This window comes from Nonomuraea sp. NPDC049758, from assembly GCF_040674635.1.
Lineage (GTDB): Bacteria > Actinomycetota > Actinomycetes > Streptosporangiales > Streptosporangiaceae > Nonomuraea.
In genome coordinates this window covers 535233-554074 of the sequence record NZ_JBFAMZ010000005.1, presented here as the reverse complement: position 1 = coordinate 554074, position 18842 = coordinate 535233, and the positions used below count along the sequence as shown (strand labels likewise).

Sequence of the window (18842 nt, the reverse complement as noted above, 5' to 3'; positions counted from 1 at the left end):
CTTCGCTGACAAGCAAGGGCCGTCGAGGTCTGCCACGCTTCGCCATGCAGACATCGTACCTATTTATTAATCGAATTAACGACTCAGAACACTAGCGGGCGGTGATGGAGTAGACAACCTCAGGAGTGGATCACAGGCGGTCGGGCGGCGATGGACTGGTGGAGTGCGTTCGCCACAGCCCGGACGAGGGGAACTTGGGAGGCGTCCCAGACGAGGTTCAGGCCGCTGTGGCTGCGGAGGATGAGTCTGCCGTACAGCAGGATGGGCAGGCGGGCGTTGTTCTTGAAGCGGCGGTCGGGGCCGCCCTTGACGTTGACGTAGCGCCAGGTGGAATCTACGACGGTGCCGTCGCGTGGCACAGGGCCTGTTTCGATGAAGCGGGAGTGTTCGACGCCGGCCTGGAGGTGCTGGTAGGCGAGGTCGGCGATGTGGCGGCCGTCCCGGATCAGGACCCGGTCGGGCAGGAAGTGCACGGACAGGCTGCCCGCGGTGAGGGTCGGGACGGCGACGTTGGTGATGAGGATCCGTGGTCCTGCCAGCTGGGCCGTGGCGTTCATCCTGCGCAGCAGGTTGGCGGCGCCGGCGTTCACCTTGTACTGGTAGGTGCTGGCGAGCGCGCCGGATGCGGTGATCAGCCAGAAGCCGTGGGTTCGCTGGAGGTCGGTGATCGCGTTGACGAGGTGATCGAAGCGTGCAGCGGCCTCGTCGGTCACGTCGTACATGACGACCACCGCGCGAGCGGCCCGATCGCATAACGCCACCCAGAGTACGAAAGGGAGCCCGACGGCGATGATGACCAGGCCGAAGCGTCCTGTCACCAGCCCCGCGACGAGCACGGCGGCCAGGGTGAACGGCCAGTACGGCCAGCGTCTGGCGGCCTTCTGCAGCTGCTGGACGACGTCACTCGGCTGGGCCGGGACCAGGCTGACGACATCGTGCATGACCACGTCACGGCCGGGCGCGACGGTCCGGTAGGAGACCGCTCCGCGTCCCATGCGCACAACGTTGCCGCGGGGGCCCATCCCTACTCGAAGGCCCGGAATGGCGGTCGAGACGGCCATCCCGCCCGGGCTGAGGGTGAAACGGAACGGTCCAGCCCTGAGGCTGGTGCGCACATGGAAACCCACGATGGGGAATCCTTCTGACCTGGGTGCCCGTTACTGCGGCGACCGGGTCCTGGAGTCCTGTATCGCTTCAGACCCAGTCATGATGGCTCTGACCAGTCGAAGGATGCAGAAGCCATGGTGTTGCGTGGTGGCGATGCTGCGGCGTCAGGTCGTTCGGCCGAAGCCCGGCTGGGGCCCATACATGTGAACTCCGGGTTTTTATGGGGCGATGGTCCTACCCGAACTTCGGTTCTGATCGCACCAGATGGGCCACTTGGCTGAGGTACCTACCTAAACGTTCCTCTTGGCTAGGTCTGTCGTTGCGCGACTCGTACGTTGCTTCTGGGACGGACCTGGAGGCGAGCGATGACAGGCAGCGATGACATGCATTGCGTGGTCTACAAGCGGTGCGGATGCAGCGACGAGGTCAGCGGCAGGAGGCTGGGTGGCCGTTGCCAGGCATCTCAGACAAACGGGTTGGCCCGCGCTGCCGCACCGAGGTGTGAGTCGGCCGGAGGTCTACCGCTGCCCTTTGTCGAGCAGAGCTCTCACCACCGCATTTGACCTCAACTTAGGTTGAGCTGATGGGCTGTTCGCCGTCGGCCTCCGGACCAGAGAAAGCGAACAGCATGGACACCTCCACACAACCGTCCGAGCATCACGCCGCGGTGGATCGGCCCTCTCCGCTGACGCTCCCGGTGGTCCTGGTCGGCGTCGTGCTGGTGGCGATGTCCATCTCGGGAACCGCGGTGGCGCTGCCGAGCATCAGCCGGGACCTCGATGCGTCCGGGTCCCTGCTGCACTGGGTCGTCGCCGGATACAACCTGGCTTTCGCGGCCATGACGCTCGTCGCGGGCTCGGCCGCCGACCGGATCGGCCGCCGGCGGGTGTTCGTCGCCGCGGCACTGGTCTTCGTGGCCGGGTTCCTCGCGACGGCGCTGAGCCAGGCGATCATCATCACCGACGTCGCCCGTATCCTGTCGGGCGTCGGTGGAGCCGGAATCATGGCGGCCGGCGGCGCCATCCTCGCCTCCACCTACGACGGCGCGGCCCGCAACCGCGCCTTCGCCCTGATGGGCACCATGGCCGGCGTCGGCATCGCCGTCGGCCCGACCCTGTCGGGCCTGCTGATCTCGGCCGCCGGGTGGCGGGAGAGCTTCGCGGTCTTCGCGGTTCTCGGCCTGCTGGTCGCCCTGGGCGCGACCCGTACCCGCGAGTCCCGGGCGACCGGCACGGGCCCGATCGACTGGACGGGCAGCGTGCTGTTCGTCGCCGCGCTGACCCTGCTGATGTTCGCGCTGCTGGAGGCGCCCGCGTTCGGCTGGACCCATCCGGCCGTCCTGGTCACCGCCGTCGCCGGCCTGGTCGCGCTGATGTGCTTCGGCCTGTCCCAGCGGCGCAGCGCCGCCCCGGTCCTGGCTCCCTTCCTGGTCGCCAACCGCGGCTTCCTGGGCTGGAGCCTCGCGACGCTGACCACCTCGATCGGATTCCTCGGCGTTCTGGTCTTCCTGCCGACCTACCTGCAGGCGGCCGCGGGACTCTCGCCCGCCGCCGCGGGGGCGGCCATGCTGCTGCTCACCGCTCCTGTGCTGGTCATGCCCATGGTCGCCGTCACCTTGGTCAACAAGGGGGTTCCGGCCCGGCTGGTGATGGTGATCGCGCTGGCCCTGGTGGTGGCAGGGAACCTGTGGCTGATGGGACTGAACGCCGGCAACCCGGTCGCGGCGGCCGCGGCGCCGCTGCTGATGATCGGCCTCAGCATGGGAGCGTCCTTCGGCATCACCGACGGACAGGCCATGGCCCTGGTCCCGGCCGACGCGGTCGGCATGGCGGCCGGATTCCTCAACACGCTGCGCGGAGCGGCGGAGGCCATGGTGATCGCCGCCTTCAGCGCCTCCCTGACCGGCCTCCTCGCGGCCAGGCTCGGTGACACGACCCGTGCCGCCGAGGTCGGCGCCGGGCGCCTCACGCCCGGTGCCGAGTCCGTGGAACTGGACGCCTTCACCTGGTCCTGGCAGCTCACCCAGCTCGGCGCCGGGCTGCTCTGCCTCGTGCTGTCCGTCATCGTGGCCGTCCTCATCCACAGCCGCGCCAGGTCCCGCCACACCGCCTGACACCGTCTTCATCACAAGGAGCCGCCGTGCACGCCAGCCCAGAGGACCATCTCACAATCGGTGACATCGTCCGCCGGACCGGCGTGCCCGCCTCCGCCCTGCACTTCTACGAACGCAAGGGCCTGATCTTCAGCGAACGCGACGGCGGCAACCAACGCGTCTTCTCCCGGCACATGCTCCGCCGGATCTCCCTCATCATCGTGGCCAAGCGCCTGCACATCCCGCTGTCGGACGTCGCCGAGATCCTCGCCACCCTCCCCACCGACCGCGCCCCTGCCCACAAGGACTGGCAGCGGGTCTCCCGTACGTGGAAGAAGCAGCTCGAGGAACGCCGCCGCGCCATTGAGCAGCTCGAACACGAGCTCACGGGCTGCATCGGCTGCGGCTGCCTATCGATGAAAGCCTGCCTGCTGCTCAATCCCGACGACGCCCTGCGCGACCACGGCCCCGGACCGGTGCGGCTCCAGGAGCCCACCGCATCCCTGCCCGGCGACCTGACACGACGTTCCTCGGACGAGCCGAGCCCTTGATCCATACCTGTCGGCCATGTCCTCGACGTTTACGACGGGTCGGCGCCCGCCGGGCTCGCCGATGGTAACGACGGATCCCGATCTCCCCGACGGTGGCCGCCCCGGATCGGCGGTGAGCCTTTCGAACCCTCAGCGAGATCCTTGGGAGGCGTTTCCATCGGTAACGCACGTGCCTGACACCCCTGGATAACTTGTCAGGCACGTGCGTCGGGAGGCCACTTGCCTTACATAGCCGGCACCTTCTCGGCACCCCAGATAACCTCGCCAGGGGGCGAACCAAGTACGCGAGAAGGGGATGGTCATGCCCCTGACCAGGGCGATCACACAGCCCCGCCTAGCGTGCCGCCCGGCCACGATGGATGTGCCCCAGAGGTGATGAATGGCCCGACGCGATGCGCCCGGCCATTCGTCGTGGTGGCAGGCTGCAGGAGTTCGGTCTCGATGGCCAGCGCACCGAGGACTTCCTATTTCTTGGGCATGAGGACTGTGTCGATGATGTAGACGGTGGCGTTGCGGGTGGCCACGTCGCCGCAGACGACCCGGGCGTTGTTGACCGCGTAGGCGGTCCCGGAGCCGCGGGTGGCGACCGTGCTGCCCTGCAGGGTGGTGAAGCGGCCGCGCCGCAGGTCGTCCGGGGTCTTGCGGCCGGCGACGACGTGGTAGGTGAGGATGGACGTCAGCATCTTCTTGTCGGCCAGGACCTTGGCCAGGGTCATCTTGGGGATTTTGGCGAATGCCTGGTTGGTGGGGGCGAAGACGGTGATGCCATCGGCTCCGTTGAGGGTGTCGACGAGGCCGGCCTTCTTCACTGCGGCGACGAGGGTGGACAGGGCGGGGTTGTGAGAGGCGGCGGTGGCGACGGGGTCGGCGGCCATGCCGGTGAAGCTGCCCTTGCCGGTGCGGGGCACGGCCGAGCAGGCGGCCCCGAAGGGGCGCCGGGCGGTCATCGGCTGCGCGGCGGCGGACCAGGTCACACCGCTGGCAGCGGTGTCGGTGTGTCGGGTGGAGGCCAGCGCGGCCGGGCCGGTACCGGTCAGTGCGACGGCCATTGCGCAGGCCATGGCCAGGATCGGCAGTCCGGCGGCATGACGAATGTTCATGATGCTCCTGTGTTTGGTGAATGGATTGTTGAGGGGGAGTTCAGGTGACGGTCACCAGGACCGTGTGCCAGCCGGTGGCGCCGTCCGGGATCGGCGGCATGCGTTCGGCGGGCTGGGTGTGGCCGCCTGCGTCGGTGGCGCGGACCTGCAGGCGGTGCTGGCCAGGGGTGGCCTGCCAGGTCGTGTGCCATTGCCGCCAGGTGTCGGGCCCGGCGGAGGCGGCCAGGTCTGCCGGGCGCCAGGGGCCGTCGTCGACGCGGACCTCGACGGCGGCGATGCCGCGGTGCTGCGCCCAGGCGGTGCCGGCGACGGTGACCGGACCGGCGGGTACCTCGGCGAAGGGCTTGGGTACCTCGATGCGGGAGGCGGTCTTGATCGGCGCGCGTTCGGCCCAGCCGCGTCGGGTCCAGTAGGCGCGTTCGTCGGCGAAGCGGGTGAGTTTGAGGTCGGTGACCCATTTGGTGGCCGAGACGTAGCCGTACAGGCCGGGCACGATCGTCCGGGCCGGGAAGCCGTGCGCGGGTGGCAGCGGGGCGCCGTTCATCGCGATGGCCAGTAGCGCGTCGCGGCCGTCCAGCACCGATTCCAGGGCGGTGGAGGCGGTCCAGCCGTCTGCGGAGCGGGACAGGACCTGGTCGGCCCCGGCCTGGATGCCGGCCTCGCGCAGCAGCGCGGCCAGGTCGATGCCGAGCCAGCGGGCGTTTCCGGCGTACGGGCCGCCGACCTCGTTGGACACGCAGGTCAGGGTGATGTCGCGCTCGGTCAGCGGCCGGGCCAGCACCTCGGCGAAGGACAGTTCGACCGGGCGGTCGACCAGGCCGTGGATGCGCAGCGTCCACTCCTGATGCGGCACGCGCGGCACGATCAGCGCGGTGTCGACCCGGTAGAAGGCGTCGTTGGAGGTGGTGAACGGACCTAGCCCCGGCACTCTCAATCCCACGCCCGGCGGGAGCGGCCGGGCCGGGTCGGCGGGAGGCGGCAGCACCAAGGCGTGGCCATCAGCGGACGCCTGCCGTGCCGAAGTGATCGCCCGGCCGGCGCCGCCGGTCAGCACAGCCGCCCCGAGCACGACGGCGCCGCGAGTGAGCAGCGCCCGCCGATCGGCTGCCGGCACCGGTGCCGGCAGCTGGACGGGATGGCCGTAGCACACCAGGTCGCCGAGCGTGATGCGGCCCTCACGCGTGGAGCGGAGCCGGCGGCGGGTGTAGAGCAGGGCGAAGCTGCTGCCCTCCGCCCCCACCGCGACGGGCAGCACGTCGATCGGGCCTGTCCCCGGCCGGGACAGCGCCGCGGCCCCAGCGATCGCCGCGAGCCCTGCCAGGGCCGCGATGGCCAGGCGCGGTCGCCGAGGCGCGGCCGTCCCGACGGCCGCCGACGCGGCCGCGATCACGGCCGCCAGCGTCAGGAGCAGGACCGGCTTGTCGGCGGAGCCGAAGGCGCGGATGGCGAAGTCCTTCAGCCACGCCGGGCTCGCATCGATGACCGCCGACCCCACCGCGAGCAGCGGACCGGCCTGCGGCCGACCGGCCAGCGCGGCGGTCAGCTCCGCCAGGCCCAGCGCCAGCGCCGCGGCCAGCACACCGAAGACCCCGGGCACGCCGGCCCCCAGCATCCGGCCCGCCGGCACGTGGGCCGGCGTCGGGGTCGGTGCGGGGGGCGCCCCGTCGTGGGCTGGTTTCTCAGCAGTCAGACAAAGGCTTCGGAGCCACTGCCGAAACGGATGGGTGCCGTTTTCCCCGGGCTGCGGGTGCCGGGCGGGAAGGTCAGGCGGCGGGCATGTCCACCAGGAGCAACGGCGTGCTGGTCGGCTGCCGTGACCCGCCGGCCGGCTCCACCGTCACCCCCACCTGGCCCGCACCGGCACTGACGGCGGCGAGGACCGGCATCGTGCCGCCGGAGCCGCTGGAGGCCAGCAGCCCGGCCGAGGTGATCCGTCCCGGTGCGAGCTGCCACAGCTGATACACCCGGCCCGCGGGCGGCTCACCCAGCCCGGCCGCCCAGAACACCAGCGCTCCCTGCGAGCGCGACAGCACCACCGTGCCCCGGCCGCCTCGCCCCACCCCCGCAGCGCGTGCTGCTGGAGCGGTGACTGTGCGGGCGTCATCCGCGCCCAGCACCGCGGCGATCCGCTGCTCGGCCCGCCGGGCCTGCGCCAGTTCCTGACGCGCCTGCAGCGTGCTCACGCCGAGCCCGGCCACCACGGCCAGCGCCGCGGCGACGCTCACCGCCGCCAGCCACGGCCGCCACGCGACCCTCCACACCCGCCGGGAAGGCGCTGCAGGCGACAGCGTCGGCGGCAGCTGACGCACCTGCTCGATCTCGGCCAACACTCGCGCCCGCAGGCCGGAAGGCGGCTCGGCCGCCACCGCCACGCCGAGGCGAGCGGCCGTCTCGGTGAAACCGGTGATCTCCTGCGCACATTCGGCGCACGTGGTCAGATGCCGCTCGAAACGGCGCCGCTCGCCCTCGTCGTCGATGGCGTTCAGCGCATAGGCGCCCGCCAGGGTGTGCGGGTCGAACCCGTCCTCTGCCGCTTTCATCGCTCCACTCCCAGGCAGTCGCGCAGCCGGATCAGCCCATCGCGCATCCGTGTCTTGACCGTCGGCAGCGGTGCCTTGACCAGCTCGGCGACCTCCCGGTATGAGTAACCGCCGTAGTAGGCGAAGGTGACCGACTCCCGCTGCAGCTCGGTGAGGTTGTCCAGGCAGCGGCGCAACCGCTCGCCTTCCAGCCGGCCCACCACCAGCTCGGCCACCTCATCGAAACAGCGGTGCGGCTCCAGCCGCGCGGCCCGCTCCTCCCGGTCGGTGCCCGCCTGCGCCGCGCGCACCCGGTCAACCGCCCGCCGGTGCGCGATGGTCAGCACCCACGCCATCACCGACCCCCTGGCCGGCTCGTAGCGGGCGGCGCTGCGCCACACCTCCACCATTACCTCTTGGGCCACCTCCTCGCTGTGCGCGCGATCTCGCAGCACCCGCAGCACCAGCCCGTACACTCGCGGCGCCAGCACGTCATACAGCCGCTCGAACGCCCCGCGATCTCCCTTGCCGACCGCCTGCAGCAATTCCTCCAGACCCGGCGGACCACTGCCCGGACGGTCCTGGCCCACCGGCGACCGGTCACGCGCTCCCATACAGCCCCTCCTGCCCCGGCCGGCACAACACCGGCCACCCAGGCTTCGGAGCCGTCCCCGCACCGGATGGGTCACCACCCTGCTGCAGCCGGTCGGCGATGTGTGGTGGCGAGGCGGCCTCCCGTGACGCGGAGAAGATCGCTTTCCGTCCTCGGCGCTTCCGGCCGCTGCCGTGTAGGTGACCATGCGCAGGTCGGCGCCGGGAACGATGAGGACGTCGCAGTCGAGCAGGATGTCGCCGATCTGAGGGTGCCGGATGCTCTTCGCGTCGGTCGTATGAGGGGCGCCGGTCGTCTGCGCAGCCCAGTGATGAGCGAAGGCGCCGGAGGTCTCGCGGAGTTCTCGTACGAGACGATCGAGCCGGGCATCGGCGGGATAGCGGGAGACGGCGTCCTTGAGGTCGGCGACGATCGAGGCCGCGAAGGCGTCCGGCCCGCGTTCCGACCGGACGGGAAGCATCAAGGCGCTCGCGGCGCCGTTGCCGAAGAGCGCACGGGCAAGGTTGCGCTCGGCGGCCGGGAGGGCGGCGGGGTCGCCGTGCAGGGCGCTCCACATGGTGTTCCACCACACCAGGGTCCAGTCCGCGGCGAACACGCCGATCGGGACATCGCCAAGGCGCGAGACGAGCCGTTGGATGCCAGGTGGCACGTGGGTGTCGACGGTCCCGGCCTGCGGCGGCAGCAGCCCGGCGCTGCGGTAGAGCTGGTCGCGCTCGGCACTGTGGCTGGAGTGCTTCGGCGTCGGCCGGGCGTGCCGGCGGATCCCGGCAGTGCACCTCGGAGCCCTCGGCCGGCAGGCCGGCGGCCAGCACTGTGCTTGGCGCCTCCCGCATGTCGTCGGTCCCCGGTTTGAAGGTCGGACCGAGCAACGCCACCCGCATGCCTGCCGAACTGCCCAGCTCGTCCTTGATCCTCTGGATCGCCCGGCGCTTTTGCAGGTTGTTCATCTCGATCACGGCCGACAGCAACTGCAGGTGGTAGCCGGTGTTGTCGGCGAGCTGCCGCAACGCCTCGGAGTCCTTGGGAACCAGGAGCCGCCCCAGCCGATCCCGGGACGTAGGAAGTGCAGGCCGAGCCGGTCCAGACCGACAGCGTGGACGGGCCCGGCCACGCCGTCGTGGAGTTCAGCGACCAACTGGGCCGCGGCCACCGCCCAGGACCTGCCGCGCGCCTACGTCGCCGGCACGACCGTGGTTCTGGAGCGTTGCGCCGATCGGCAGGGTCTTGGAGGTGGCGGTCGCGAGCGACCCCGAGGGTGCCGCGCTGTGGCCGAACGACGTCGATCCCCGGTACGTCGTCCAGCAGGCCGCGGCCAAGGCCCTGGTCGGCAAGCTCAGGGCGCGTGCCGGCGTGTCCGCGCAGATGGCCGCAGACCTGCTGTACGGCCTGCTCAGCCCCGAGCATCACCTGCTGTTCGTCCAGGCGCGCGGCTGGCCGCGTGAGCGCTGGGAGCGATGGGTCCTCCGGACCCTGCACGCTCAGCTCTGGACGGACCGAGGGCCGCCGGACCGGGCGGGACGCGGTGTGCGCGTCCCGCCCGGACGTGTTCAGCCCGGACGTGTTCAGTGCAGCAGGTCGAGGTCCACGGCGGCGGCCATGGCCGCGAAGCCCGCGGCGTTGGGGTGGATGTGGTCGCCGCGGTCGTAGGCGGGCAGGTAGCGCAGCGGGTCCGCGGGGTCGGCCAGCGCGCTCGCGAAGTCCACGACCCCGTCGAACGCGCCGCCGGTGGTGATCCAGGTGTTGACGGCCTGACGTTCGGCCTCCAACGCCTCGTCGTACCCGGCGCTGCCCTTCAGCGGCGGGAGCGTCCCGCCGATGATCCGCGCGCCCGCCGCGTGCACCCGGTCGGCGATCTGGCGGTAGGCGGTGACGAGCCGGCCGGCTGTGGCACGGTTGCGCAGGTCGTTCGTGCCTTCGAGGAGCAGCACGTACCTCAGGCCGTCGCGGGTGAGCACGTCGTGCTCCAGCCGGTTCAGCACGCTCAGGCCGTCCTGTGCGGTGTCGGCCAGCACGCGGTTGCCGCCGATGCCCACGTTGACGACGGCGGGGTCGCGTCCGGGGACGGCGGCGAGCCGGGCCGCCAGATGGTCCGGCCAGCGCTCGAAACCGTCGACGGCCGTGCCCGAGCCGTCGGTGATGGAGTCGCCGAGCGCGACCAGCGTCTCGTGGGTGGGCCCGTGGGTGACGGCGACCGCGTTGAGGAAGATCCAACTCCTCACCGTGGTGGTGAACGAGCCGCCGTCCTCGTCGGCGGTGTGGTCGCCGGTCGTGAGGTAGTTGGTCTGCACGGCGGAGCGGTGCCAGGTGGCCGGCCCGGTGGCGTCCGGGAGGTAGATGCTGACGGCCAGGTCCTGGCCGCTCCTGACCTTCAGCTCCACCGGGTCGCTGGAGACGTCCTGACCGGCGGGGACGGTCACCGAGGGCGCGCCGCCGAAGGTGAGCCGCCTCAGTGTGCCCTGGGCCAGCGCCGGGCCGGAGCTGCGCAGTGCCGCGGTGGCGCCGCCGAAGGTCACCGGCCGGTCGCCATGGAGGTTGGAGAGCCGGACGCGCACCTGGTCGCCGTCGCCGCGCATCCGTACGACCATGCGGATGCTCTGGTTCTCGTACGCGGGCGGCACGACGGCGGCGGCCGAGGAGTGCAGGGAGGTGGCCCAGGCGTCGGCCCAGTGCCCGCCGGCCCGCGCGGGAAGCGCGATCGGCGCGGTCAGCGCGACGCCGAGCAACGCGGTGAGCAGGCGCCGGGGGGTCATGGAGGCGTCCTTCACGGGAGCAGCAGGTCGGTGACGAGCGGCAGGTGGTCCGAGGCGTCGGTGCTCACCAGCCAGGCCGAGCGCACGTCGGAGCCCTTGGGCACGAAGACGTAGTCGAAGCGCCACGTGTTCGCCGCCGACAGGCCGGGGCCCACGCCGACCCGTGCCCACACATCGTCGTACCGGTCGGTGAAGGTCTTGATGCCGGGGAAGGACGGCACGGCGTTGGTGTCGCCGAGCAGGATGACCGGCTGGGCCGACTGGGCGAGCCGGGCCGTGATGGCGTCGGCCTGCTCCTGCCACTCGGCGTCGCTGGTGTGCTGCATGTGCGAGTTGCCCAGCCGTACCTGCTTGCCCTGGATGTTGACGACGACCTCCAGCAGGCCGCGCGGCTCGCTGCCGGTGTGCTGCGGAAGGCGGGTGTTGCCCGATTCGAGGATCGGCCAGCGGGACAGGAACGCGGTGCCGTACTGCCTGCGCGGCTGACCCGGCTCCAGCGGGTCCAGGTCGTAGTTGGCGCCGTACGCCTGGTGCATGCCGAGCATGCCGGCCAGCTCGCCGGCGGTGTCGAGCCACTCGCTGCGCGCGCGGAAGTGCTTGTCGACCTCTTGGAGGCCGATGACGTCCGGGTCGATGGCCTCGATCATCTCGGCGGTGTGCCGGAGGTCGAAGACGTTGTCGGGACCGGCGCCGTAGTGGATGTTGAAGGAGGCGACGCGGATGACCCCGCGCCGGATCCTGCGCTTCTCCACGGTCGCGGAGGCGGGCATCGCGGCCAGTCCGACGCCGGCCGCCGCCACGGCGCCGGCGCCGAGCAGACCTCTCCTGCTGATGCTCATGATGGGGGGGTTCCTTTCCGGGGGTTACTTGAGCGCGCCGGACGTGAGCCCGGCGACGATCCTCTTCTGGAAGACCAGGACGAGGATCACGAGGGGGATCGTGACGACGACCCCTGCGGCCATCTGGGTGCCGAACGGGGTGTCGAAGTCGGAGGCTCCGCCGAACTGGGCCACCCGCACGGTGGCGGTCTGCATGTCCGCCTTGCTGATCATGGTCAGCGCGATCATGAACTCGTTCCAGGTGGCGAAGAAGGCGAGGATGGCCGTGGTGAACACGCCCGGCGCGGCGATCGGCAGGATCACCCGCCGGAACGCGCCCCAGCGGGTGCAGCCGTCGATCGTGGCGGCCTGCTCCAGCTCGTGCGGCATCTGGCGGAAGAACGCGGTGAGCGTCCAGACGGCCAGCGGCAGCGCGAACGACATGCTCGGCACGATCATCGCGTGGTAGGTGTTGATCCAGCCCAGCTCGGTGAAGAGCTTGAGCAGCGGCACGATCAGCAGCGCGCCGGGGAACATCGAGGTGCCCATGATCAGGCCGAGCACGAGGTTCTTGCCGCGGAAGGTGAGCCGGGCCAGCGCGTAGGCGCAGCAGATGCCGAGGACCAGCGTCAGCGCGGTGGTGCCGGCCGACACGATCAGGCTGTTGAGCAGTGCCCGGCCGAAGTCGCTGTGCCCGGAGAACACCGCGGTGTAGTTCTCCAGTGACGGCGGCGACGGCCAGGGCGTGGTGGAGAAGATGTCGCCGGTGCGCCGCAGGCTGGAGACGACCATCCAGTAGAACGGCGCCAGGCAGTACACCACGACGAGCCCGGCCCCCAAGGCCCTCTTCATGCCGTCCTCTTCCTTGATCGTGCGTCGGCGAGCAGGTCGGCGCCGAGCAGGCGGACGAAGACGAACACCACCACGGCCACGTACGAGATGAGCACGATCCCGTAGGCGGCGGCCGACCCGTATCGGAGCTGGGTGGCCTCGTCCCAGACCAGGGCCGACAGGGTCTCCACGGAGAGCTTGCCCCGGCCGATCATCACGAACGGCAGGTCGAACATGGCCAGCGCGTCGAGGATGCGGAACAGGACCGCCACCACCAGCGCGGGCCTGACCAGCGGCAACGTGATGCGCCAGAACGTCTGCCAGGCCGAGGCGCCGTCCACTTTCGCGGCCTCGTAGACCATCGTGGGGATGATCTGCAGCCCGGCGAGCACCAGCAGCCCGACGAACGGCGCGGTCTTCCACGTGTCGGCGATGACGACGGCGAGCTTGGCCTGGACGCCTTCGGTGGTCCACAGGATCTTCTCGCCGATGACGGCGTTGGCCACGCCGTCGGCCTGGAACACCCACCGCCACATCAGGCCGGAGATGGCGGTCGGCACCGCCCAGGGGATGAGGATGCTGGCCCGCACCAGGCCGCGGCCGCGCAGGACGTTGTGCATGACCAGCGCCATCGCGACGCCGAGCACGGTCTCCAGCGTGACGGTGACGACGGTGAAGACCGTGGTGTTGGCCAGGGCGTTGAGGAAGCGCTCGCCGACCAGCTCGGCGTAGTGCGCCAGGCCGACGAACCGTTCGCCCTCGACGACGAAACCGTCGGCGTCCAGGCCCTCGCCCCGGACGTACATCGACTCCCGCGCGGCCGCGACCAGTGGGTACAGGACCACCAGGGCGAGGGCGAGCAGTGTCGGGGAGATCATCAGTGCGGTGAACCACCGCGAGCCGCGCCTCATTGCTTGAGCAGCCCCGACAGTTGCTGCTGCAGCCCGGACAGCGCCTGGTCGACGGCCACCTCGCCGGACAGCGCCGGGTAGACGGCGTTCTGGATCGCCGCGGTCACGTCACCGTACTTGACGGCGACCGGCCGGGGCTTGGCCGCGACGATGCCTTCCTTCAGGGAGGGCAGGTACGGGTACTGCTTGACGAGCTCCGGGTCGTCGTAGAGCGCCGCGCGGGCGACGGGTGTGCTGTTGACCGTGGCCCAGGTCTTCATCTGCTCGGGCGAGGTGAGGAAGGCCAGGAAGTCCTTGGCGGTCTCCTTGTGCTTGGAGAACGCGGAGATCGCCAGGTTCGCCCCGCCGAGGGTGCCGCTGCCCGGGCCGTCGAGGCCGGGAATGGGGGCGACCCCGACCTTGCCCGCCACGGGGCTGTCGGCGGCGTTGGCGGTGCCGTACAGCGAGGCCCAGCTGCGGGCGAAGAGCACCTTGCCGCTCTGCAGGGCGTTCTTGACCTCGTCCTCCTTGAAGGTGATGCCCTCCTTGGGGATCATGCCGCTCTTGAGCCCGTCCACGAGGAAGGACAGTCCCGCCTTGGCGGCGTCGGTGTCCAGGTGCGGCGCGCCGGACTCGTCGGCCACGGTGCCGCCCGCGGACTGCACGGCCTCGGAGAAGGAGACGGTCAGGCCCTCGTACTTGTCGAGCAGGCCCGCGTAGCAGGACATCTCCTTGTGCCCGCGCAGCGCCTCGTCGCAGGTCTCCTTCATCGCGGCCCAGGTCGTGGGGGCCTTGTCGACCAGGTCGCTGCGGTAGTAGAGCAGGCCGGTCCCCGTGAGCCAGGGCATCGCGTACAGGGTGCCCCGGTAGGTGGCGGTCTGCAGGGTGGGGGCGAGGAACTCCTCGGCCTTGAACGTGCCGGCGGCGATGGGGTCCACCCAGCGGTTGGCGGCGAACTCGGCCGTCCAGACGGCGTCCAGCATGATGACGTCCATGGCGTCGGACTTGGTCTGCGCGTTGTTGATCAGGCGCTGTCGCTGGCTGTCGGCGTCCTTGGGCTGGATGTCCAGGGTCACCTGCTGGTCGGGGTGGGCCGCGTTCCAGGCGTCGATGACCTTTCTGGTCGCGGCTTCGTGGCTCTGGGTGTCGACGATGGTGATCGGGCCGCGTCCGTCGGCGGGCGATTCCTCCTCGTCGGCGCCGCACGCGGTGGTCGTGGCGAGTGTCAGCGCGCAGGCGAGCAAGAGGGTCTTCTTCATCGTGGTTCCTTCAGGGTGACGACGGTTCCGGTGAGGCGGGCTTCCTCAGCCGCCCACGCGATCTCGTGGCTGTGCAGGCTCTCGCGGGGGTCGGAGAGGATGGGGGAGGGGTCGTTGCGGGTGAGGGCGTCCAGGAACGCCGTGACCAGGCCCTGGTCACCGCCGCTGTGCCCGTCGGCGGGCGGGTTGGTGTCGATGACCTCGACGGCCCCGGTCACGAAGTCGGTGACGGTGAGCCGGGCGCCGTCCCCTTCGAGGGAGCCGCGGGTGCCGAAGATGCGGGTCTGGCGCGGGGTCTTGGGGGAGAAGGCGGTCATGGTGAAAGAGGCGGTCGCCCCGCCGTCGAAGTCGAGGTTGACCACCTGGTGGTCGACCACGTCGTTGTCGCAGGCGTACACGCACCTGCCGTAGGGGCCCTCGCGCAGCGCCTGCAGCACGCCCGCCTCGGTGGTGTCCTCGCTCAGCACGGCCAGCGGCCAGCGGTCCTGGCTGCCCACGAAGGGCAGGTAGATGCGCTTCGCGTCGTACGGGCAGGTGTCCGCGACGGCGCAGTCCAGGCAGCGTTCCGCCGCACCCTCCGGCTGGTTGCCGGCCGTGAAGTGCTTCAACCCCCCGAACGACGACACCCGCGTCACCCGGCGGCCCATCACGTACGTCAGCCAGTCAAGATCGTGGCACGATTTGGCCAGCAGCATGAACGTGGCCTGATCGGTGCGACGCCAGTTGCCGCGCACATAGGAGTGGGCATGATGCCACCAGCCGACGGGCTCCAGGTGCTCGATGTTCACGATCTCGCCGAGCCGCCCGCTGTCGAGCACGGCCTTCACCCCGCGGGTGTAGGACGTGTAGCGCATCACGTGGCAGACGGCGAACAACACGCCCGCCCGTTCGGCGGCCGCGACGATCCTCCGGCAGTCCTCCAGCCGGATCGCCATCGGCTTCTCCAGCAGGATGTGGTAGCCGAGCTCGGCGAAGCGCACCGCCGGTTCCACGTGGTTGGCGTCCAGCGTCGCGATCACCACCGCGTCCGCGAGCCGCGGCTGCTCGGCGAGCTCTCGCCAGTCGCCGAAGCCGACGGCGTCCGGGTGCTCGGCGAGCAGTCCTTCCCGGCGCCGTGGATCAGGCTCGGCCACGGCGGCGAGCCTGGCACGGCCGTCCGCCGTCGCGTATCGCGTGTATCTCGTCCCTCGGTCGCCCGCACCGACCAAGGCCAGCCCAACCTGTCGCATGTTCCCAACTCCAATTATGAGAAGACGCGACGTAAAGCTAGAGTTTGCCCAGTCCTACCGTCAAGGGGCCTTATGAGAACTCTCGGTGTTACTAACGACACCGCACTGCTGCGCCGCCTCAACACGCGCGCCACCCTGCACGCCCTGCGCCAGGGCGGGCCGCAGACGCTGACCCAGCTCGCACGTGCCGCCGGTCTGTCGCGGCAGACCGCTGAGGTGGCGCTGTCCGACCTGACCGAGCGGGGGCTCGCGGAGGAGGCCGCGCCGACCGAAGGCAGGGCCGGGCGGCCCGCCCGCCGCTTCAGGTTCAGGTCCGAGGCCGGTCACGTCGTCGGCCTGGACGTGGGGCCGCGGCGGATTCTCGCCATGCTGGCCGACCTCAACGGCGACGTGATCGAGGAACGACGGCTCGACGCCGACGAGCACATGCCCGCCGCCGAACGCCTCGCGCTGGCCGAGCGGGCCGCCACCGCGTGCGTGGAGGCGGCGGGGCTGGCCCGCGGAGGCGTGTGGGCGGCCACGGTGGGCACCTCGGGCGTCGTGGACCGGTCCGGCCGGGTGTCGGTCTCGCACCTCATCCCCGGCTGGACCGGGCTCGACCTCGGCGGCCAGGTCGGGCGATGGTTCGGTTGCCCCGGGTTCGCGGCCAACGACGCCAATCTCGCGGCCGTCGCCGAGCACTGGCGGGGCAGCGCGCGGCACGTCGAGGACCTGGTCTACGTGTTGTCCGGATACCGGGCCGGGCACGGCCTGCTGCTCGACGGCCGGTTGCGCACCGGCCGCACCGGCAGCGCCGGCGAGCTGGGCAGACTGCCGCTGACCGGATGGGAGGACTCCTCCGTCGTGCTCGCCAAGGCGGGACGGGACGCCGAGGAGATCTTCCGGGCGGCGCGGGCGGGCGACGAGCAGGCGCTCGCGGTGGTGGACCGGCTCGCGCACGGGCTCGCGCGCGGCGCGTCCGCGCTCGTGCTCGTGGTGGACCCCGAGCTGGTCGTCGTGGGCGGCGGGTTCTCGCGCGCGGGCGAGTTGCTGCTCGGACGCATGCGGGCGCATCTGGCCCAGATGTGCCTGAACCCTCCCGAGGTCGCGCTGTCCACGTTCGGCGAGGAGAGCATCGCACTCGGCGCGGTCCGGATGGCGCTCGACCACGTCGAGCGGGAACGGCTGGGGCTGTGACCGGACCAGGCGGCCCGCCGTGCCCTTAGAAATCCTGCTCGCGGCCGTCTTCGCCCTGGTCACGGGCGTCAACGACGGCGGCGCCCTGCTGGCCTCCGGCCACAAGCTGCCCACGGTACGCCCGCGGACCGGCATCGCCGTGCTCGTCGCGATGAACGCGCTGGTCCCCCTGCTGACTCAGGAGGTGGCGCAGACGTTCACCCGGCGCCTGGCCACGCCGCAGGGCCCGCACGCCCGGCACGTCCTGGCGGTGGCGGTGATCGCGGCGCTGGTCGTCGTCCTCACCCTCGGTCATCTCGGCAAGCCCACCAGCCTCACCCTGGCCGTCGTCGGCGGGCTCACCGGGGCCGGGATCGGCTGGGGCATGCCCGTGGCGGCCGGGCCGGTGGCGCTCGTGCTGGCGGTGGGGCTGGCCGCGCCGTTCGCCGGAGCGCTGGCGGCGCCGCTGGTGGCGCGGCTGCTGGGCGCCGTGACCGCGAGCCGGGGACTGGCACGCTGGCACTGGGCCGGGTTCGCCGTCCAGAGCCTCGCCTACGCCGCCAACGACGGCCAGAAGATGACGGCCGTCTTCATCCTCGCGCTGGGCGTCCCGGACGCGCCGCCTCCCGTCACGCTGACGGCCGCGGCCCTGTTCGGCGTCGGAGCCCTGTACGGCCTACCGAAGGCGGGCCGCACGCTGAGCATCGAGATCACCTCCGTCCGCCCCCTGTACGGCGTGGCCGCCCAGGCCGGCTCCGGACTCACCGTGATCGGCTGCGCCGCGGCCGGGATGCCGGTGAGCATGACCCAGGCGGTCGCGGGTGGGCTGATCGGGTCGGCGATGGCGGAGGGCGGCGGCAGGGTGCGCTGGCACGCGGCCGTCAAGATCGTGCTGGCCTGGCTGCTGACGTTGCCGACGAGCGCCCTGCTCGCGGGGCTGGCGTCCTTCGGGCTGGGGATGGTCGTATGAGGCGGCTGAGCCGGTTCCGCGATCTGCTGGCCGGGCGCATGGACACCGCGCTGACGGAGGCCCTGGCCGGACAGCTCCAGGCGACCAGGCAGGGCGCCCGGCTCGCGCTGGCCATGGTGGCGGGCGAGGTCGACCACGCGGGGGCGCACGAGCGGATGCGGGCGATCGAGCACCTCGGCGACACCCAGCGGGCCCGGCTGGTGGGGGAGCTGGAGTCCGTCCTGATCACCCCGATCGACCGGGAGGACCTGTTCCGGCTCTCGCGCGCCATCGACGACGTGCTCGACGCGCTGCGCGACTTCGTCAGGGGGGCCCACCTGTACCGCCTGCCCGGCCGAACCGGCTTCACCCCGCTGCTCGACCAGGTGCTCGCGGGCATCGAGGCGTTGGACGAAGCGGTCCGCGCGCTGGCGTCGAAACCGTCGGCCGCCGTCGGGGACGCCCTGGCGGCCAAGAAGGCGGGCGGGGCGGTGCGCAGGATGTACCAGTACGAGATCGCCCGTATCTTCACCGGCGAGCTGACGGCTGACAAGATGAAGGAACGGGAGCTCGCCCGCCGCCTGGAGCTCGCCGGCACGGCCATCGCCGCCGCGGCCGACGCGGCGGCCGAGGGCGCGATGAAGCGCTGAACACCGCGCCCGCCTGACGGTACCGTCCAAGGGTTCTGAAAGGTGACCTCAGGGTCGACGGGGGCCGGGCCGTCCGGCAGGGGCCGGGGCTCGCCGTGCAGGGGCCGGTCGAAGCAGGCGCGCCGGGAGCTTGAGGCGGTGCGTGAACGGGCTGTGACCGAGGATGCTTGTCCTCCCGCGGCGTTGCTTTCCCACCGTGAGAATAAATCAGCCTCTGCGGCGATCAGAACCAGCCCTGCGAAGCCGTCTGGCGATCTTCTCTGGCAATCGAGCGTTTGTGAGAGCTGATCTATTGGGGATTCGCCTGCTGGTTGCGCGCTACGCCGCCG

The 18842-nt window shown here is 71.1% G+C and carries 17 protein-coding genes and 2 pseudogenes; 6 read left to right on the top strand and 13 right to left on the bottom strand.

What is annotated here, in order from left to right; genetic code table 11:
- Positions 1-119: 119 nt before the first annotated feature.
- On the bottom strand, positions 120-995 hold the full coding sequence (locus tag AB0J46_RS16940) for a hypothetical protein (RefSeq protein WP_364332225.1): 876 nt from the start codon (positions 993-995) through the stop codon (positions 120-122).
- A gap of 779 nt (positions 996-1774) precedes the next feature.
- Between AB0J46_RS16940 and AB0J46_RS16935 the strand changes: the two genes are divergently transcribed.
- Together AB0J46_RS16935 and soxR are read left to right on the top strand one after the other, a co-directional pair.
- A complete protein-coding gene (locus AB0J46_RS16935) occupies positions 1775-3220 on the top strand; it encodes an MFS transporter (protein WP_364332222.1) in 1446 nt (481 codons plus the stop codon).
- A 26-nt stretch (positions 3221-3246) separates the two neighbouring features.
- Positions 3247-3750 (top strand): redox-sensitive transcriptional activator SoxR, encoded by a 504-nt coding sequence (gene soxR / locus AB0J46_RS16930; RefSeq protein WP_364332219.1) that lies wholly within the window; start codon positions 3247-3249, stop codon positions 3748-3750.
- 464 nt (positions 3751-4214) lie between these two features.
- On the opposite strand, the gene AB0J46_RS16925 is transcribed toward soxR, so the two are convergent.
- The 6 genes and pseudogenes from AB0J46_RS16925 to AB0J46_RS16900 form a co-directional block, all read right to left on the bottom strand.
- A complete protein-coding gene (locus AB0J46_RS16925) occupies positions 4215-4850 on the bottom strand; it encodes a fasciclin domain-containing protein (protein WP_364332216.1) in 636 nt (211 codons plus the stop codon).
- Positions 4851-4890: 40 nt separating this feature from the next.
- On the bottom strand, positions 4891-6477 hold the full coding sequence (locus AB0J46_RS16920) for a molybdopterin-dependent oxidoreductase (protein ID WP_364332212.1): 1587 nt from the start codon (positions 6475-6477) through the stop codon (positions 4891-4893).
- A gap of 136 nt (positions 6478-6613) precedes the next feature.
- Positions 6614-7390, bottom strand: a complete 777-nt coding sequence (locus AB0J46_RS16915) for an anti-sigma factor (protein WP_364332209.1) — start codon at positions 7388-7390, stop codon at positions 6614-6616.
- Positions 7387-7983 carry an ECF RNA polymerase sigma factor SigK gene (gene sigK / locus AB0J46_RS16910; protein WP_364332257.1) on the bottom strand — a complete coding sequence of 199 codons (597 nt, stop codon included), beginning with the start codon at positions 7981-7983 and terminating at the stop codon, positions 7387-7389. Before sigK ends, AB0J46_RS16915 begins: the two co-directional genes overlap by 4 nt.
- 156 nt (positions 7984-8139) lie before the next feature.
- Positions 8140-8631: pseudogene (locus AB0J46_RS16905) on the bottom strand (DNA-binding protein); the annotation flags it as partial.
- Positions 8632-8755: 124 nt separating this feature from the next.
- A pseudogene (locus AB0J46_RS16900) lies at positions 8756-8815 on the bottom strand (hypothetical protein); the annotation flags it as partial.
- 397 nt (positions 8816-9212) lie between these two features.
- Between AB0J46_RS16900 and AB0J46_RS16895 the strand changes: the two are divergent.
- Positions 9213-9629: a hypothetical protein gene (locus AB0J46_RS16895; RefSeq protein WP_364332206.1), complete on the top strand. Its 417-nt coding sequence runs from the start codon at positions 9213-9215 to the stop codon at positions 9627-9629.
- Here the strand turns inward: AB0J46_RS16895 and AB0J46_RS16890 are convergent.
- Genes AB0J46_RS16890 through AB0J46_RS16865 form a run of 6 tightly spaced genes read right to left on the bottom strand, consistent with a single transcriptional unit; the run spans position 9545 to position 15759 of the window.
- Positions 9545-10732, bottom strand: a complete 1188-nt coding sequence (locus AB0J46_RS16890; protein WP_364332203.1) for an SGNH/GDSL hydrolase family protein — start codon at positions 10730-10732, stop codon at positions 9545-9547. The two genes, AB0J46_RS16895 and AB0J46_RS16890, sit on opposite strands and share 85 nt — an antisense overlap.
- Before the next feature lie 11 nt (positions 10733-10743).
- On the bottom strand, positions 10744-11571 hold the full coding sequence (locus tag AB0J46_RS16885; protein ID WP_364332200.1) for an endonuclease/exonuclease/phosphatase family protein: 828 nt from the start codon (positions 11569-11571) through the stop codon (positions 10744-10746).
- 24 nt (positions 11572-11595) lie between these two features.
- Positions 11596-12402, bottom strand: a complete 807-nt coding sequence (locus AB0J46_RS16880) for a carbohydrate ABC transporter permease (protein WP_364332197.1) — start codon at positions 12400-12402, stop codon at positions 11596-11598.
- Positions 12399-13259 carry a sugar ABC transporter permease gene (locus AB0J46_RS16875; protein WP_364332194.1) on the bottom strand — a complete coding sequence of 287 codons (861 nt, stop codon included), beginning with the start codon at positions 13257-13259 and terminating at the stop codon, positions 12399-12401. The genes AB0J46_RS16880 and AB0J46_RS16875 overlap by 4 nt, the downstream gene beginning before the upstream one ends.
- Before the next feature lie 29 nt (positions 13260-13288).
- The gene (locus AB0J46_RS16870; RefSeq protein ID WP_364332191.1) at positions 13289-14530 is read right to left on the bottom strand and encodes an ABC transporter substrate-binding protein; all 1242 of its coding nucleotides are present in this window, start codon (positions 14528-14530) and stop codon (positions 13289-13291) included.
- Positions 14527-15759 carry a Gfo/Idh/MocA family oxidoreductase gene (locus tag AB0J46_RS16865; RefSeq protein ID WP_364332188.1) on the bottom strand — a complete coding sequence of 411 codons (1233 nt, stop codon included), beginning with the start codon at positions 15757-15759 and terminating at the stop codon, positions 14527-14529. Before AB0J46_RS16865 ends, AB0J46_RS16870 begins: the two co-directional genes overlap by 4 nt.
- A 72-nt stretch (positions 15760-15831) precedes the next feature.
- Between AB0J46_RS16865 and AB0J46_RS16860 the strand changes: the two genes are divergently transcribed.
- Genes AB0J46_RS16860 through AB0J46_RS16850 form a run of 3 tightly spaced genes read left to right on the top strand, consistent with a single transcriptional unit; the run spans position 15832 to position 18513 of the window.
- Entirely contained in the window at positions 15832-16935 is a 1104-nt protein-coding gene (locus AB0J46_RS16860) for an ROK family protein (RefSeq protein ID WP_364332185.1), read from the top strand.
- Positions 16936-16954: 19 nt separating this feature from the next.
- Positions 16955-17884, top strand: coding sequence for an inorganic phosphate transporter (locus tag AB0J46_RS16855; protein ID WP_364332182.1), 930 nt, complete (start codon positions 16955-16957; stop codon positions 17882-17884).
- Positions 17881-18513 (top strand): DUF47 family protein, encoded by a 633-nt coding sequence (locus tag AB0J46_RS16850; protein WP_364332179.1) that lies wholly within the window; start codon positions 17881-17883, stop codon positions 18511-18513. Before AB0J46_RS16855 ends, AB0J46_RS16850 begins: the two co-directional genes overlap by 4 nt.
- The last annotated feature ends 329 nt before the right edge of the window (positions 18514-18842 follow it).